The sequence below is a fragment of the Natronomonas sp. genome (assembly GCF_036625485.1).
In the GTDB taxonomy this organism is placed as follows: Archaea; Halobacteriota; Halobacteria; order Halobacteriales; family Haloarculaceae; genus Natronomonas.
The window spans coordinates 1-15,475 of the sequence record NZ_JAZKTR010000052.1; the positions used below are offsets into that span (position 1 = coordinate 1).

The 15,475-nt window shown below is 66.1% G+C and carries 22 protein-coding genes; 8 read left to right on the forward strand and 14 right to left on the reverse strand.

Going from position 1 to position 15,475, the window contains the following annotated elements:
- Positions 1 to 106 precede the first annotated feature (106 nt).
- Complete coding sequence (gene tatC, locus V5A53_RS07050) at positions 107 to 880, forward strand: twin-arginine translocase subunit TatC (protein WP_332312880.1); 774 nt, start codon at positions 107 to 109, stop codon at positions 878 to 880.
- Here the strand turns inward: tatC and V5A53_RS07055 are convergent, their stop codons facing one another.
- A complete protein-coding gene (locus tag V5A53_RS07055) occupies positions 881 to 1,360 on the reverse strand; it encodes a hypothetical protein (RefSeq protein ID WP_332312881.1) in 480 nt (159 codons plus the stop codon).
- 87 nt (positions 1,361 to 1,447) lie between these two features.
- On the opposite strand from V5A53_RS07055, the gene V5A53_RS07060 reads away from it, so the two are divergent.
- Positions 1,448 to 2,065, forward strand: coding sequence for a histidine phosphatase family protein (locus V5A53_RS07060; RefSeq protein ID WP_332312882.1), 618 nt, complete (start codon positions 1,448 to 1,450; stop codon positions 2,063 to 2,065).
- Between the two features lie 15 nt (positions 2,066 to 2,080).
- On the opposite strand, the gene V5A53_RS07065 is transcribed toward V5A53_RS07060, so the two are convergent.
- A complete protein-coding gene (locus tag V5A53_RS07065; RefSeq protein WP_332312883.1) occupies positions 2,081 to 2,698 on the reverse strand; it encodes a class I SAM-dependent methyltransferase in 618 nt (205 codons plus the stop codon).
- Positions 2,699 to 2,817: 119 nt separating this feature from the next.
- On the opposite strand from V5A53_RS07065, the gene V5A53_RS07070 reads away from it, so the two are divergent.
- The 3 genes from V5A53_RS07070 to V5A53_RS07080 all read left to right on the forward strand — a co-directional run bounded on the left by V5A53_RS07070 (position 2,818) and on the right by V5A53_RS07080 (position 5,287).
- Positions 2,818 to 3,093 (forward strand): hypothetical protein, encoded by a 276-nt coding sequence (locus V5A53_RS07070; protein ID WP_332312884.1) that lies wholly within the window; start codon positions 2,818 to 2,820, stop codon positions 3,091 to 3,093.
- A 98-nt stretch (positions 3,094 to 3,191) separates the two neighbouring features.
- Positions 3,192 to 4,088 carry a universal stress protein gene (locus tag V5A53_RS07075; protein ID WP_332312885.1) on the forward strand — a complete coding sequence of 299 codons (897 nt, stop codon included), beginning with the start codon at positions 3,192 to 3,194 and terminating at the stop codon, positions 4,086 to 4,088.
- A complete protein-coding gene (locus V5A53_RS07080) occupies positions 4,085 to 5,287 on the forward strand; it encodes an inorganic phosphate transporter (protein ID WP_332312886.1) in 1,203 nt (400 codons plus the stop codon). Before V5A53_RS07075 ends, V5A53_RS07080 begins: the two co-directional genes overlap by 4 nt.
- Before the next feature lie 12 nt (positions 5,288 to 5,299).
- Here the strand turns inward: V5A53_RS07080 and V5A53_RS07085 are convergent, their stop codons facing one another.
- From V5A53_RS07085 to V5A53_RS07100, 4 genes are all read right to left on the reverse strand, one after another.
- Complete coding sequence (locus V5A53_RS07085) at positions 5,300 to 5,737, reverse strand: universal stress protein (RefSeq protein ID WP_332312887.1); 438 nt, start codon at positions 5,735 to 5,737, stop codon at positions 5,300 to 5,302.
- 71 nt (positions 5,738 to 5,808) lie between these two features.
- Entirely contained in the window at positions 5,809 to 6,672 is an 864-nt protein-coding gene (gene larE, locus V5A53_RS07090; RefSeq protein WP_332312888.1) for an ATP-dependent sacrificial sulfur transferase LarE, read from the reverse strand.
- A gap of 37 nt (positions 6,673 to 6,709) precedes the next feature.
- Positions 6,710 to 7,027: a D-arabinono-1,4-lactone oxidase gene (locus V5A53_RS07095; protein ID WP_332312889.1), complete on the reverse strand. Its 318-nt coding sequence runs from the start codon at positions 7,025 to 7,027 to the stop codon at positions 6,710 to 6,712.
- Entirely contained in the window at positions 7,024 to 7,611 is a 588-nt protein-coding gene (locus tag V5A53_RS07100) for an alanine racemase (RefSeq protein ID WP_332312890.1), read from the reverse strand. Before V5A53_RS07100 ends, V5A53_RS07095 begins: the two co-directional genes overlap by 4 nt.
- Positions 7,612 to 7,733: 122 nt before the next feature.
- Here V5A53_RS07100 and V5A53_RS07105 point away from each other — a divergent pair, with 122 nt between their 5' ends.
- Together V5A53_RS07105 and V5A53_RS07110 are read left to right on the forward strand one after the other, a co-directional pair.
- A complete protein-coding gene (locus tag V5A53_RS07105; protein ID WP_332312891.1) occupies positions 7,734 to 8,015 on the forward strand; it encodes a DUF6360 family protein in 282 nt (93 codons plus the stop codon).
- A gap of 25 nt (positions 8,016 to 8,040) precedes the next feature.
- Positions 8,041 to 8,358, forward strand: a complete 318-nt coding sequence (locus V5A53_RS07110; protein WP_332312892.1) for a CPCC family cysteine-rich protein — start codon at positions 8,041 to 8,043, stop codon at positions 8,356 to 8,358.
- Between the two features lie 31 nt (positions 8,359 to 8,389).
- Here V5A53_RS07110 and V5A53_RS07115 read toward each other — a convergent pair whose 3' ends face one another.
- From V5A53_RS07115 to V5A53_RS07140, 6 genes are all read right to left on the reverse strand, one after another.
- Positions 8,390 to 9,229, reverse strand: coding sequence for an aldo/keto reductase (locus tag V5A53_RS07115; RefSeq protein ID WP_332312893.1), 840 nt, complete (start codon positions 9,227 to 9,229; stop codon positions 8,390 to 8,392).
- A 37-nt stretch (positions 9,230 to 9,266) separates the two neighbouring features.
- Positions 9,267 to 9,833 carry a 5' nucleotidase, NT5C type gene (locus tag V5A53_RS07120; RefSeq protein WP_332312894.1) on the reverse strand — a complete coding sequence of 189 codons (567 nt, stop codon included), beginning with the start codon at positions 9,831 to 9,833 and terminating at the stop codon, positions 9,267 to 9,269.
- An 81-nt stretch (positions 9,834 to 9,914) separates the two neighbouring features.
- Positions 9,915 to 11,207, reverse strand: a complete 1,293-nt coding sequence (locus tag V5A53_RS07125) for an MBL fold metallo-hydrolase (RefSeq protein WP_332312895.1) — start codon at positions 11,205 to 11,207, stop codon at positions 9,915 to 9,917.
- 58 nt (positions 11,208 to 11,265) lie between these two features.
- The gene (locus V5A53_RS07130; RefSeq protein WP_332312896.1) at positions 11,266 to 11,775 is read right to left on the reverse strand and encodes a universal stress protein; all 510 of its coding nucleotides are present in this window, start codon (positions 11,773 to 11,775) and stop codon (positions 11,266 to 11,268) included.
- A 174-nt stretch (positions 11,776 to 11,949) separates the two neighbouring features.
- Complete coding sequence (locus tag V5A53_RS07135) at positions 11,950 to 12,120, reverse strand: DUF5786 family protein (RefSeq protein WP_178290204.1); 171 nt, start codon at positions 12,118 to 12,120, stop codon at positions 11,950 to 11,952.
- Between the two features lie 68 nt (positions 12,121 to 12,188).
- Positions 12,189 to 12,491, reverse strand: coding sequence for a hypothetical protein (locus V5A53_RS07140; RefSeq protein WP_332312897.1), 303 nt, complete (start codon positions 12,489 to 12,491; stop codon positions 12,189 to 12,191).
- Between the two features lie 115 nt (positions 12,492 to 12,606).
- Here V5A53_RS07140 and V5A53_RS07145 point away from each other — a divergent pair, with 115 nt between their 5' ends.
- Positions 12,607 to 13,065 (forward strand): PaaI family thioesterase, encoded by a 459-nt coding sequence (locus tag V5A53_RS07145; RefSeq protein WP_332312898.1) that lies wholly within the window; start codon positions 12,607 to 12,609, stop codon positions 13,063 to 13,065.
- A gap of 26 nt (positions 13,066 to 13,091) precedes the next feature.
- Here V5A53_RS07145 and V5A53_RS07150 read toward each other — a convergent pair whose 3' ends face one another.
- Both V5A53_RS07150 and V5A53_RS07155 read right to left on the reverse strand, forming a co-directional pair.
- Entirely contained in the window at positions 13,092 to 14,597 is a 1,506-nt protein-coding gene (locus tag V5A53_RS07150; RefSeq protein ID WP_332312899.1) for a carboxypeptidase M32, read from the reverse strand.
- 66 nt (positions 14,598 to 14,663) lie between these two features.
- On the reverse strand, positions 14,664 to 15,475 hold an 812-nt coding region (locus V5A53_RS07155; RefSeq protein WP_332312900.1), incomplete at its 5' end, for a M20 family metallopeptidase.

Sequence of the window (15,475 nt, forward strand, 5' to 3'; positions counted from 1 at the left end):
GTTTTTGCCGAGAACCGGGGTCGCGCCCCGAAGCGGGCGCGACCCGCGTTCTCGTGCAAAAAGTGGTAGGAGAAGGCTTACAAACGCCGGGTGCCGACCCGAACACATGGCCGAGACGACGGAGGGGAGCCACGACGTCGACGAGGGACTCGTCGGCGACGGCCCCGCCAGCGACGAGGAGATGCCGCTCGCGGACCACATCGAGGAGATGGTCTACCGCCTCGGCATCGTCATCGTCGTGATGGCTATCATCTCCGGCATCATCTTCCCCTTCGCGGAATTCATCATCAACTTTCTGTGGTACTCGGTGCTGCCGGGCGGCGACATCGCTCGCCCCCGGGTCTACCACCCGCTGGCGCTCATCCTCGCCCGGTTGAAGGTCGCCACGCTGGGCGGGTTCATCATCGCGCTGCCCGTGTTCGTCTACCAGACCTATCTGTTCATGCGCCCCGGCCTCTACGAACACGAGCGCCGCTACTACCTCGCGTCGGTGCCCGCCAGCCTCGTGCTGGCCGGCGTCGGTGTCCTCTTCGCGTACTTCCTCGTCCTCCCGGCGATTTTCACGTATTTCCTCACCTACTCGCAGGACGCGGCGACTATCGCCTTCGGCCTGACCCAGACGTTCGACCTCATCGTCCTCATGATGGGGCTTTTCGCGGCGGTGTTCCAGATTCCGCTGTTCATCATGCTCGCCATCATGATGGGCCTGACCACCCGCCGGTGGCTGGCCGACAAGCGCCTCTACTTCTGGGGTGCGTTCCTCGGTATCGCGTTCCTGTTCAGCCCGGACCCGACGGGGATGGCGCCCATCATCGTCGCCGCGACCATGATCGGCCTCTTCGAGGGGACGCTGCTCGTGTTGCGCTGGGTCAAGCGGTAGTCACGCCGCGTGCTGTTCTCGGTACCGTATCGTCACGATTCGGAGCGTGCCGACCACGACTCCAGCACCGATTGCAAGTGGGATGGTGATGATGCCGAACAGCAGCAGGCCGAACAGCCAGAACAGCGGGACGAGAAACAGGATACCCATCCAGATGGAGCCGTTCAACAGGCCCCAGAGGAACCACATCACCGGATGCGCGACCGTGCCAGTGGCGATGCCGGCAAGGACGCCAGCTCTGATGTAGCGGCGTTCTGCGTGCCGTTCGACGTATAGCCAACAGACCGTCCCGACGAGAAACGCGGCGAGGAGTGCGGCGGCGCCCATCGCGCCATCGCTGTTCGACAGCGGATTGGGTAACATCGTCTCGGCGCCGATAAACGGCACTACGAAAAGCGATGCCGAAGCCGCAAAGCAGACACCCGCCAGCAGCGACCACAGGATGCGTTGGGTCGAACTGGCTGGTTCCGCCGGCGCCATAGGCGTGGTTCACCGCTCGGGCGTATAGAACTACGGCCGGAAACGATGGCCGAAGGCTCATTGCCTCCGGCGAAGTACGGTCAGTTAATGACACGCGTCGTCGCCGTCCGGCACGGCGAAACCGAATGGAACCGGACCGGCCGGATGCAAGGGTGGGCGCCAACGGTCCTCAACGAGACGGGACGTGAACAGGCCCGCGCGGCCGGCGAATGGCTCGTCGACGAATACACCTTCGACGCCGTCTACGCGTCGGATCTGGACCGCACCCGCGAGACGGCCGACCTGATTCTCGATGCCTTCGAGGCCGATTTCGATGTCACCCACGAACCCCACTGGCGCGAGCGGGATATCGGCGTCTATCAGGGCTTCGAATACGGCGAGGTACTGGAACGGTTCCCGAAGTTCTCGCTGGGCGAGGCCGCCTACGAGGCGTCGATGGCCGTCCCCGAAGGTGGCGAATCGCTCCGCGATGTGGCCGACCGCGTCACCCAACGGTTGGGACAGGTCGTCTCGAACCACGACGACGAGACCGTCCTCGTGGTCACACACGGCGGCCCGCTGCACCTCATGCTGGGGTACGCGAAGGACCTGCCGCTCCTCGAAGGCTTGAAACGGCACCACCAGGACAACTGCGGCATCAACGAGTTCGCCGAGGAGGGCGACGGGCTGCGCGTGGTTCGGGAAAACGAGCGGCCGTGGGTGTAGCGGTCGACCTCGGAGTCACAGTACGCGGAAGACGCGCACCGTGTCGCGCTTGCCGGGTTCTTTGAGCAACTGGGCGAGGCCGCGTTCCGAGAACACGTCCTTCCAGTTGCGGTGATACAGCGGGAAGTCGTCGTTGACGTAGCTCACTTCGGCGTCGCCGCGGCCGCGCGTCGGGCTGTTCCCCTCGTTTTCGGCCGTGATGAGCAGGTCGTTCGTGACGCGAATCACTTCGTCGAAGGTCCACTCGTTGTCGGGGTGGACGTGCTGGAGCGTCTCGACCGAGTAGACGACGTCGAAGGCGTCGTCGTCCATCTCGGGGAGGATGTCCTCGATTGCGCCCGTATGGAAGGTGCCCGTCTCGGCGAGTTCCGGGAAGGCCTCGGCCATGACCTCGAAGGATTCGTCGTTGATGTCGATGCCGGTGAGGTTCTCGTAGCCCTGTGACCGGAGGTAGGCGAGATGGCGGCCGGAGCTACACCCGAGTTCGAGTACCGCGGCATCGGTGTCGACGTAGTGGTCGAACACCTCGGCGAGGATCTCGGTGACCTCGTTCGGGCCGAGTCGGGCGTAATACTCCGGCGAGAACTCGCCGGAACGCTCGGCCCAGCTTTGATGATTGTCGGAGGGGTCCATAGCGAAGAGAAGAGTCCCACGGTCAAAGGCTATGTGAAGCGCCCATCAGCCGACGAGCACTATCGACGATGGTCGTGGGGACCCGAAGGTATAGGCGTATCTTCGCCAACAGTCGGGGTATGAGCCCGACCGTCCACGAACTTCGAAACGAGATTCGCGCGTCCGTCGGCCGGTTCGAGCGCGAGGTATCCGCCCAGTTCACCAAGGAGGAACTGGCCGCCATCGCCGAGGCCGTCGGGGCCGACGTTGGCGGCGGTCGGCCCCCGAAGGGAACGATGCGGGCCGACATCCGCAGACGGACGGGACTGGACGAAGGCGAGGAGGCTGACGGGAGCGCGTTCACCAAGGTCGAACTGAAAACGATCGCCGACGCGCTCGACGAAAGCGATCGATAAAACGGTCGGAGCCTCGTAAACGGCAGAGACTCGATGCAAGATCAGGGGTAGCTGGAATCAGGGCGCCATTTTTGTACGTGTGCCGGTTAAGATAGATAATGGATAGCGACCCGGAAATCGTCGTCGCAGCGGGGAACCCGGCCCACGTCGAGCAGCTGGTTCGGACGGCCGGTGACCTCGCCCGGGTTCGGGATGGAACGATACGTCTCATCAGTGTCGTCGTCAAATCGCACGATTCGCCGTTCGAGGTGTTCTCCGACGAGACGATCCGTCGAGAGTTCTCGGGTGACCAGCAGGCACTACTGGAGCGAGCAACCGAGACAGCGCCAGCGGACGTCCCGGTCGAGTCGGAACTCGTCGTCGCGGGGTCGGTCGCTGCGGGGGTCTTGGAGGCCGTCGCCAACCCCGCTACCGAAGCGTTGGTCATCGGCTGGCACGGCCCGACGAGTCGCTCGGAGGTCGTCCTCGGAACGAGCGTCGACACGCTCCTCCGGCGAGCCCCCTGTGACGTCTACGTCGAGCGTATCGGCCGCATCGCGGGCGAGGTCGACCGCATCCTCCTGCCGGTCGCCGGCGGCCCCCACGTGCGGCCCGCAGCAGCGGCCGCGGTGGCCATCGCCGCAGCCAACGACGCGACGGTGACGGCCGTCTCCGTCCTCCAGGCGGAGACCGACCGCGAGACGGCGACGGAGTGGCTCACCGACGCCGTCGAGGCGCTCGCGGCGGCTCCCGGACCCGAGGTAGCCGTCGAGACCGGCGTCCGCGAATCCGAAAGCGTCGAGGACGTTCTCGTCGAGATGGCCACGGAGTACGATATCGTCGCCTTCGGTGCCACTCGACAGTCGGGGCTCCGTACGCGGCTGGTCGGGTCGGTCCCGCGACGCGTCGCCGACCGGACCGACCGGACAGTCATTCTGGCTCGGGACGTCAACGCCACCCAGGGCCCGTTGCGCTCGCTCATCGGCCGCCTGAGTTCCCGACGCGGAGGCACATGACGGCGACGTTCTGGGCGCTCGTCGGCTTCGCAGCGCTGGCCGGACTCTTCATGGCGTGGGCGCTCGGCGCCAACAGCAACTCCCCGCCGTTCGCCCCCGCGGTCGGCGCCAACGCCATCCCGACGATGCGGGCCGCGTTCCTCATCGGCATCTTCGCCGCCCTCGGGGCGCTCACCCAGGGCGGCAGTATCTCCGAGACCGTCGGGACGAGCCTCATCGGCGGCGTCGGTATCACGCCGCTTGCGGCGACGGCTGCCCTCCTCACCGCCGCGACGTTCATGGCGATAGGTGTCTACACCGGCTATCCGATTCCCGCCGCCTTCGCCACGACCGGCGCGATCGTCGGCGTCGGGCTCTCGCTCGGTGGTGCGCCGGCCTGGGATACCTACCAGCGGCTCGGGCTGTTCTGGCTCGCCGTCCCGTTCATGTCCGCCTCCGTCGCCTACGTGACGGCGACGCTGCTGCGCCGCGACGACGTCTCCGAGGCCGTCGGCGTCCCGCTGCTTGCGGCAGTCGTCGCTGGCATCGTCGCGAACATCCGCCTCGGAATCATCCCCGACCCGAACGCGGACCAGGGGTCGCTCGCCGTCGCCGCCGGCCTGCCGTTCGATAGTCCGACCGTCGCCGGTGTCGACGCCATCGCCGTCCTGACGACCCTCCTGTTCGCCGTCGGCGCGTTCTGGTATCTCCGCCGTCGCATGCTCGAGGACATCGACGCCGGCATCCGGATGTTCCTCCTCGTCCTCGGTAGCGTCGTCGCGTTCTCCAGCGGCGGCAGTCAGGTCGGCCTCGCGACGGGTCCCCTCGAGAACCTCGTGCGCGGCGAGTTGGGACTGCCCGCTATCGCGCTTTTGGCCTTCGGCGCGACCGGCATCCTCGCCGGCGCGTGGATGGGTGCCCCGCGACTCCTCCAGGCGACCTCTCGGGAGTACGCACAACTCGGGGTCCGCCGGTCCATCGCGGCGCTGGTCCCCGGGTTCCTCATCGCGCAACTGGCGATCACGCTCGGCATCCCGATCTCGTTCAACAACATCATCATCTCGGGCGTCATCGGTGGCGGGCTCGCGGGCGGGTCCGCTGGCGTCTCCCGAGAGAAGATCATCCGAACGGTCGTGTTCTGGTTCATCACGCTCGGGTCGTCGGTCGCCGTCGGCTTCGGGCTCTACCGGCTGTTAACCACCGCCATCGGCATCCAGTAAGAAAAGCTTCGACTACCGGATGACGGTTACCGGAACGGGGGCGTCGCCGACGACCGTCGTGGCGACGGTACCGAGCAGTCGCCGGGCGAGCGCGTTTCGGGCTTCGCTGTGGCTTCCCATCACGATGTGGTCGACGTCGTGGGCTTCGGCGTACTCGATGATCGTCTCCGCGGGGTCGCCGGTCTCGACCACCGTCTCTACGGTCTGTCCTGCGGCATCGGCCTGCTCGCGGGCACGCGTCAGAACCGCCTCCGCGCGGTCTTCGGCCGCCTCCCGTCGGGACTCGTCCAGTTCGAGGATGCCCCCTTCGCTCAGTGGCTCGTCCAGCGGTGTGACGACGTTCAATACCGTCACCTGACAGTCGTAGACAGCGAGGGCGTGCATCAGCGCGTCGTCGGCCAGCGGCGAGCCATCGAGCGGCACCAGCACGTGTTCAGGAACCCCGTCCATACGGCGTCTTCGGCGGCCAAGCGCAAGTACTCTCCCCCGCGCCGAATCCGGCGAACCCCCAGCCCAGCCAGTTACGTCGGGTAGTCGGCGTCCAGCACGTCGTCGACCACGTCCTCGGCGTCCGCCTCGTCGGCGGGCGAGACGCTGCCTGTCCGATACCCTTCGAGGTCCAGCGTCACGTGGTCGAAGCCGATGTCGCCGAGGTGCTCGCGGGCGGCCGCGGCGAAGTCGGGGTCCAGCGCCCGCTCCAGTTCGTCTTCGCCCACCTCGATGCGCGCGAGGCCGTCGTGGTCACGCACGCGGAACTGCTCGAAGCCCCACGTCCGGAGCAGCGTCTCGGCCTTCTCGATGCGCGAGAGTTTCTCCTCCGTGACCTCCAGCCCCGTCGGGATTCGCGAGGAGAGACACGCCATCGACGGCTTGTCCGCCACCGAGAGGTCGTAGTGGCGGGCGATCTCGCGGACCTCCTCTTTCGTGATGTCGTGTTCCAAAAGTGGCGAGTAGGCGTTCAACTCCTCGACCGCGCGGAGGCCGGGACGATGGCCTTCTCCGGGGTCCGAGGCGTTCGTTCCGTCACAGACCACGTCGATATCCAACTCGCGGGCCTTGTCGAACATTCGACCGAGGCGCATCGACCGGCAGTGGTAGCAGCGTTCACCGTCGTTCTCGACGAACGCCTCGCTGTCCAACTCCGAGAAGGAAACCGTCTCATAGCGGATTCCGATCTCGTCGGCGACCCGGTTGGCGTCCGTCAACTCCGCGTCGGGCAACGTCTCGCTTTTGGCGGTGCAGGCGACCGCATCCTCACCGAGCGCCTCGTGGGCGAGCGCGGCCACGACCGAGGAGTCGACGCCCCCCGAAAACGCGATGAGGACACTGTCGAACTCCCGCAAATCCTCGATGGCGGCCTCACGCTTCGCCTCGACGGATGTCATGTCTCGGCTGTGGGCGTGCGCGTAGAAAAGCCCAGCGTCACGGGCCGAAATCCGACTCGCCGAACACGTCCTGAAGGTGGTCGTTCAGGAACAGGCCATCAGGGTCGAGTTCTTGACGGACGTCATGAAACTCGTCCCATTCGGGATACAACTCGGCGAACTCTCCAGCCGTCTTCGTGTGGTGCTTTCCCCAATGTGGGCGCCCGTCGTAGCGGTCGAAGACGGCCTCGGCGTCCCGGAGGCTCGCACCGTCGGGACGCCACGGGATCGGGGCCTTGTCCTCACCCACGGGGCCGGAGGCGATGTAGCCGCCGCCGCGGCAGGTGTAGACGTCCGAGTCGGGCCGTCGGGTCACCTCGATAGCGTAGCCGGCAGCCCCTCGTAGCCCATCAGCCCCGAGAGATGGACACCCTCGGTTTCGGCGATGCTGTCGGCGACTGCCATGGCTTCCTCGGGCGTCCGGATCGGCGACCGCTGGACGCCGAAGTATATGCCGAGGTGTTCGGTCGATAGGTCGAGGTCGATACACAGCGGCACGTCGGCATCGACCTCGCTGGCGACCGTTCCGATTCGGTCGACCTGCGCCCTCGAATCGACCACGAGGACGATTCGTGCGCCGTCGGCGACTGCCTTGGCGACGCGTCGGAGTTCGCGTTCGTCGACGGTCGGATAGGCAACGAGCAGGTCGTCGAACCCCTCGCCGGCCAAGTCGACCGCCTCGTTGCCGGTATAGCACATCAGCCCCTCGAATTCGGGTTCCGCAAGGAGGCGTTGGAGGGCGGCCCGACAGCGGACGGACTTCGAGGCGACGCGGACGGGGACGCCGTCAGCGCGTTCCTTCGTCCGCTGGATGTTCGCCTCGAAGGCCTCCCGGTCGAGAAACGCCGTCGGAAGCGACCGTTCGGCAAAGGCCGCTCGGTAGGCCCCGTAGGATTGCATGTCCGTGAGATGTATGCCACCACACCTGATGGTTCCGGCGTCGATAGACGGCCCGTTTAGTGCCGAGCTGCAGCATGGCGGCGAGCGTCACGCTTACCCGGTCCAGTCGCCTTTCGTGGGACATGGTCGACCGCATCATGAAGGTCAACGCCTTCACGACGCTCGATTTGCTCGACGGGGAGGCGGAGGGGCACGGCTTCGAGGAGGAAGCCTACGCCGTTCTCAACGTCACGAGCCCCCGGAAGAACCCCGACCACGTCTCGCTCCAGCTCGAACTCGACAACACGCAACTCGAACACCTCCAGCCCCACGCCGACACGGTCCGCCTTTCGGCCGACGAGGCCCGCCAACTCGCCACCGACCTCGAAGACCACGCCGACAAGGTCGAACAGGCGCAGGAATAACGGCGCTACGGCGCAAACACGGCGTATGGCCGACCGAGGCAACCCGCGGTCGGAGGACCGCGACAACCCCGTCTCCCGCGAACTCGGGTTCTGTCCCTGCTGTGGCTATCGAACGCTGGAGCCGCGAGCACCGGGCTCCTACGAGGTCTGCGAGATCTGCGGCTGGCTCGACGACCTCGTCGGCTTCTATCACCCCGACACCCAGAGCGACTACAACCACGTCTCGCTGGCCGAGGCCCGGGAGAACGTGAGGGAGTACGGCGCCTGTCTGCCGTCGCTCACGAGATCGACGCGGGAACCGACCGACGCGGACGAACGGGACCCGAACTACCCCTTCGACTGACGGCGAGGGGAAGACGCCGCGGGCGGCTACGTCACGTCAACCGCGCAATCTCCTCGTCGGTGAGGTCGATGTCGGCCGCGGCGACGTTCTCGTTTAAGTGTTCGACGCTGGAGGTCCCGGGAATCGGGAGCATCACGGGCGAGCGTTCCAGGAGCCACGCGAGGGCGATCTGCTGTCGTGTAGCGTCGTGGGCCTCGGCGATGTCGTCGAGGCCCTCGACCGAATCGAGGTCGCCGGCGGCCAGCGGGAAGTACGGGATGAAGCCGATGTCGTTGGCCTCGCAGGCCTCCAGGACGCGGCGGCCGTCGCCGTCGACGCGGTCGGTGTCCCGCGTCTCGACGTTGTAGTGGTTCTGGACGGTCGCGACCTCGACGTGGTCGCGGGCCGTCTCCAGTTGTTCGACGCTGACGTTCGAGACCCCGACGTGGTCGATGAAGCCGTCGTCTTTCAGTTCCGCCAGCGTCGTGATACTCTCCTCGAAGTCGACCTCGGGGTCCGGGCGGTGGTGCTGATAGAGGTCGATGGTGTCCACGCGGAGGCGGTCGAGGCTACACAGCAGGGCGTTCCGGAGGTATTCGGGGTCGCCGCGGGGAATCCACTCGCCGTCCGGCGACCGAAGCAGGCCGCCCTTCGTGGCGACGGCCACGTCGTCGTAGGGGGCCAGCGTCTCGCCGATGAGGCGTTCGGAGACGCCGGGGCCGTAGGAGTCGGCGGTGTCGATGAGGTCGACGCGGTCGGCCGCCTCGCGCAGTACCTCGCGGGCCGCCTCGACGTCGTCGGGTTCGCCGATGATGTCCTCGCCGGTGATGCGCATCGCGCCGAAGCCGAGCCGTCGGACGGTCAACTCGCCGCCGATATCGAAGGTGTCCATACACCGCCTTGTACCGGGAGGGAGAAAAAGCCGGGAGCTACAGCAGAAGTCGTCGCATATCGTCCCACGAGTCGACGACGTGGGCGCCGTCGCAGGCCGTCGGGTCGCTGTAGGGTTGGCGCATCAGGAAACCGGTCTTGCCGGCATCGAGCGCGTTGGCGACATTGCGGTGATAGTCGTCGATGAGGGCGTCGCCCGGGACCGCACCCTTGTCGGAGGGGACCTCCTCGTGGAAATCGTCGTAGGGGATGCCGTGGTCGTCGAGCCACGCCTTCGAGACGTCGTGCGTGTCGGGCACCCGGTGGGTCGCTATCTCGACGTGGTACTCAGAGCGGAGGTCGCCGAGCGCGTCGGCGACGCCCGGCGTCGGGTCCATGCCACCGAAGTACCACTCCGTGTGGTCGGTCATCAACTCGGTGATGACCGTCCCGACGTGGCCGTCGACGCCGGGCACGTCGTAGCTCCAGTCGTCGATATCGCTCGGGGCGACATCGATGCCCAGCTCGTCGTTGAGGTAGGTGCAGAGTCGCGGGAGCTGGTCGGCGACGACGCCGTCGAGGTCGACCAGAAGCGTCGACCCGGCGGACAGCGGACGGTTCATCATTACCGATATTTGGGGCTGGAACGGCTTAAGTCGCACTTTGGGGAGTGATATCGTGCGCCGACCGGTCGTCGGCCGACCGGCTCAGATCTCGACCGTCTCGCCCAACTCGGGGGCCGCGGCGTCGTGGCCCTCGCTCCGCAACTGCTCGGCGAACCACTCGCAGGAATCGCCGTGGTTGACCAGCAGTGGCGTCCCTTCGTAATCGCTCAAGAAGTCCCGCAGGCCGCCGCTGTCGGCGTGGGCGGAGAAGTCGTAGCTCTCGACCTGTGCGCTGACCCGGAGGTGTCGGTCGCCGATCTCGGCGCTGCCCGTCTCCAGCAACTGCCGGCCGGGCGTCCCCTCGACCTGATAGCCCGAGAAACAGATCTTGTTGACGGGGTTGGCGTAGATTTCGGGGATGTAGGTCATCGCGGGGCCGCCCGAGAGCATCCCCGCGGTGGTGATGATGACCGTCTGCTGGTCGGCGATGCGCTTGCGCTGTCCATCGCGGCCGGTCACGAAGCGGGCGTTGGACTTGGCGCGGCGCATCGCCTCGCCGTCACGGAGGAACTCGGGATGCTGGCGAATCATGCGCGTGACGTCCTTGCCCATCCCGTCGACGTAGCAGTCGATGTCGTGGGCTTCGCAGACCAGCATGAGTTCCTGCGTCCGTCCGATGGCGAAGGCGGGGACGACGACGGTGCCGCCCTCCCACAGCGTCGTCTTGACGCTCTCGACGAACCGCTCTTCGACCGCATCGCGGTCTTCGTGTTCGACGTCGGCGTAGGTCGATTCGGTGATGACCACGTCCGCGTCGGGACGGGCGTCGGTGCCCGACACCAGTCGTTGATCTTCGGTGTGAAAGTCGCCGGTGTACAGCAGGCGCGTCTCGCTGTCATCGGCCTGCGTCCGATTGCCCGAGGTGCGTTGCACCTCGCTGTCATCGACGAGGACGTGGGCGCTTCCGGGGATGTGGCCGGCGTTGAAGAACGTGATTTCGTGGCCGGCGGCCTCGAACGTCTCGCGATAGCCGTGCGTTTCTGAGACTTCGGTGACGCGGCGGACATCCTCTTCGGTGAAGGGACACTGCGGCGTCCCACCGTGGAGTTTGAGCGTGTCGCGGGCCAGCGTCAGCGCCAGTTCGTAGGTCGGCGGCGTCCAGTGAATCGTCGGCCGAGCATCACTCGATAGCAGGGCGGGAATAGCACCGACGTGGTCGAGGTGGCCGTGGCTGACGACGACGGCGTCGGGTTCGGGCCCGCCGCCCCGGAGGCCGCCGACGGGATACTGCGGCGGGTCGGCGGTCTTCATGCCGAAGTCGAGCAGCAGCGAATCGTTGACGAGAATCGCGCTGCGGCCGACTTCGCGGGCACCGCCGAGGAACTGCAGGTTCACTACCGTGGCGTACTCGCTTCGGTGGTTTCCCTTCGTCGGTTCGCGGCCAACGAAGGGGTCACCGGGGGAGGTAGAAGTCGGATTTCTGCTTCCGGTACGGAGAGTTGTTCCGTATCGTAGCGACCTTCGACGGCGTCCGGTTCCGGATGATGACGACATCGTAGTCCTCGTCGCTCGCCACGTTGTTTCCCACGCTGCTGACCGTCGAGACGACTCGACCGGCGTTCTCGCTGCCGATGAACACCATCGACGCGTCCTCCTGTTCGGCGTGACGGCGCAGTTGAGAGGCTATCGTGCCGGTCGGTGCGTAGCGGCTGACGACGGTGTGTCTGAAATTGGCCTCGGGCGCCAGTTCGAGTACCTGTTCGTGGAGCCGCCCGACGATGGTCTTTATGTCGAACTGTTCGCCTTTCCTGAGCCATCCCCGCTCTCGGGCGTATTCGGCGTTGCCGCGCGGTATCACCGACACCGCGACGACCCGCTCGTTCAGGACCGTATTGAACTCCTTTGCCCGAACGAGCGCGGCCTCGGCGAGGTCCTGCCCGTCGAATGGGACCACGAAGGTCATATCTGAATATAAGTACGCGACACCAAAACATCTGATTTCGAGTCTCGGAAGTCGGGATTCAGGGTAGTGCGACCGCTATCGGGGTCGATAAGCCGGCCGAGAGAATCGACTCTCCGTCACCGTCGCGACCGTTCGAAAACGAACTGGAGTCAGGTTTTCCTGCCGAGACGACGGTCAGTCGTCCTTCATGTCCTGGAGTTTGTCGATAAGCGATTCCTCGCTTTCTTCGAACTCGAATTCGACCTCGCCCTCGTGGTCGTTCTCGTGGACGTTGACCGCGGCGTCCTCGTCCGCCTCGACGTTCTGATCCTTCTGCTCGGATTCGTCGTAACTTCCGAAGCCCATACACTCGTCGATAGGGACTCCGCACGGAAAAGCACGGGGATGGCTGCGGCGCGAGCCTGTCGCCCCCGTTATTCCCCGTCAGCGGCGCCCCAGCGGCGCAACTGGAACTCGGCGTAGCCGCCGTAGGCGAACTCCAGCGAGCCGAGCCACCAGTTCCAGCGTTCGGCCGGGCCACCTGCGGGCGCGTCGGCCAACTGGACGACGACGTGCTCGGGCGTCAGCGGTACGTCGGTATCGGCCTCGTAGCGGCCGCTGTCCGCGAGGTCGCGGGCGTGGCGAGCGACCGCCCGCCGCTCCTCGGGATCACCGCCGAACGTCTCCAGTCCCGCCGCGAGCGCCTCGGCATCGAAACCGGGTTCTGGTTTGCTCACACACATCATGAAACGGCCCGATTACTTGAGACCACGGGTCGACGGAGGAGCAGGGTTCCCGAAACGAGGAGGGGCCACCCCAGCATACAAGCCACCTCGGTTGGCACAGAGCCACATGACCGACGTAGAGCCGCACGACGTGCCCGACGAAGCCGTCGCCATGTTGCAGGAGTACCTCGAATCCGAACACCAGTTCCTCTCGTGGCTCGGGTTCACGGTCGAGGAGTTCGACGTCGGCCGGATGGTCGGGACCATCCCCTTCGACGACAAACTCACCAACCCGACCGACCCGCCGACGATACAGGGTGGCGTCGCCTCGACGCTCATCGACGTGGTCGGCGGCATCGCCCTCCGACCCTACCTCACCGACCCCTTGGAGGACGACCTCTCGACGATCAACCTCAACGTCAACTACCTCCGGCCGGCCACCGACGACCTGACGGCCACCGCCGAAGTCATCCGGGCCGGCAGCAGCGTCGGCGTCTCCTACATCGAGGTCACGAGCGAAACGCCGGACGGCGAACAAAAGCAGGTCGCGGTCGGGATGGGCGCCTACCGGCTGTTCAGGAGCTAACGGCGCCTAAAAAGGAGGAGGAGAGTCTACCGGTCGAGGTCGTAGAGGTCGCCGAACTTGGACTCGGCGTACTCGAGGAAGTAGTCGGCCGTGAAGGATTCGCCCGTCGCTTCCTGAATCAGGTCGTCGGTCGTGTAGCGCTGGCCGTGGCTGTGGACGTTGTCGGTCAGCCACGTGTGGAGGTCCTCGAACTCGCCGGCGCGGACCTTGGTGTCGAAGTGGTCGATGTCCTCCTCGGCGGCCGCGTGGAGTTGGGCCGCGAGGACGCTGCCCAGCGAGTAGGTCGGGAAGTAGCCGAAGGAGCCGTGGCTCCAGTGGATGTCCTGTAGACAGCCCTCGCTGTCGGTCTCGGGCCGAACGCCGAGGTACTCCTCCATCTTGTCGTTCCAGACCGCGGGGACCTCTTCGACATCGAGGTCGCCGGCCAGCAGGTCACGCTCGATCTCGAATCGAAGGATGATGTGGAGGTGGTAGGTGAGTTCGTCGGCCTCGACCCGGATGAGGTTGTCCTCGTAGACCTGATTGGCGGCCTCGTAGGCCTGCTCCGGCGTGAGGTCGGTGCCGTGGTGGTCGTTGAACTGCGGGACGAAGAAGTCCCAGAAGGCACGCGAGCGGCCGACGTGGTTCTCCCAGAGCCGCGACTGGGATTCGTGGACGGTCAGGCCGCGATGCTCGCCCAGCGGCGATCCGTAGGCGTCCTCGCGGAGCCCCTGCGTGTAGGTCGCGTGACCGAACTCGTGGATGGTCGACCCGAGCGAGTCGAGCGGGTCGGATTCGTCGAAGCGCGTGGTCACGCGCGCGTCGAACTGGGTGCCCGAGGAGAAGGGGTGGGGCGCGGTGTCGAGGCGGCCGTGGTCGAAGTCATACCCCAGCGTCTCCAGCGTCTCGCGAGCGAGGTCGAGTTGCTGGTCTTCGGGGTAGGTGCCCTCGACGTCGTAGAGGTCGACGTCCGACTCGCGAACCTCGTCGATGAGCGGAACCAGCGTCTCCCGGAGTTGTTCGAGGATCTCCTCGGCGGTATCGAGGTCGATGTAGGGTTCGTAATCCGCGAAGAGCACCTCGTAGGTGTCCGCCGAGGAATCGATGTGGTCGGCGTATTCGCGCTTGAGGTCCAGTAGCTTCTCGACGGTCGGCGCGAACGTCGACCAGTCGTCCTCCTCTCTGGCTTCCTGCCAGACGGGGTGGGCGTCGGAGGTGACCTCGCTGATCTCCTCGACGAGGTCGGTCGGCACGCGGGCCTTCCGCTCGTACTGACGGCGGATCTCGCGGACGACCGCCGACTCCTCGGCGGGCAGGTCCTCGCTTTTGAGTTCGTCCAGCCACTCGCCGACGTCGTCGTCGACGAGCAGGTCGTGCTGGACGGCCGAGACCGCACCGCGCTGTTTCGCCCGAGCGGGCGTGCCGCCCTCGGGCATCATCACTTCTTGGTCCCACGAGAGGACCATGTTCGCGTCGCCGAGATACGTCGCTCGCCCGTACTGTTCGAGCAAGTCGTCGTACGCCTCGGGGACCGACGATTGGTCGGTTGCCATGGGCGGTACTGAGAGCCGCGAAAACATGAAGTCACGGAAGCAGGATAGGCGGTCCGGGGATGTCGCCTACCACAACGGCGCGCGTTCGGCAACGTGTCGGTAGATGTCCGCACAGCGCTCGACGACGTCGAGGGAGACGCTCTCGCTCGCGGTATGTGCCTCACCCGGTTCGGCGGCGCCACAGATGACACAGGTCGTTCCCGCCCGGTTCGCCAGCCACCCGGCGTCGGTTGCGTGGGGTTTGACGACCTGTTCGGGAGCTGACTGCTGGGACGCGTCGGCCGCCTCCAGTACCGCGTCGGCGAAATCGGCGTCGTCGCAGGCCATCGGCGGGAGGTCCTGGTCGATTTCGAGCGAGACGCCGAACAGCGATTCGACCTGCTCTAACTCCGCACGCTCGCCGGGGACGGTTCGTTCGTCGACGGTGAACTCGCAGGCTTCGGGGATGACGTTCCACCCGCTACCACCCTCGATCTCCGTGACGACGACGCTTCCCGAGAGTTCGTGGCCGAGCACCCGCGTCTCGGGGGCCGATAGGCCGCGGACGATGTCGACGGCCTCGGTCGCCTGATAGATGGCGTTCTCGCCGGCCTCTGGTTCGCTGGCGTGGGCGGCCTCGCCCTCGGCGGTGACCGTCGCCCCGCGGCGGCCCTTATGAGCGACGGCCACGTCGGTGCCCCCCTCGGCCGAATAGCCAGTCGACCCTTCGCCGACGATGGCGTAATCCGGCGCGAACCCGTCCTCGATTGCGGCCCGACAGCCGATGCCGCCCTGCTCCTCGCCGGCGAAGGAGGCGAAGACGAGTTCGCAATCGGGAGCCGCATCGCGGAAGGCGACCATCGCCGCCGCGAGACTCCCCTTCATGTCGGCGGCACCCC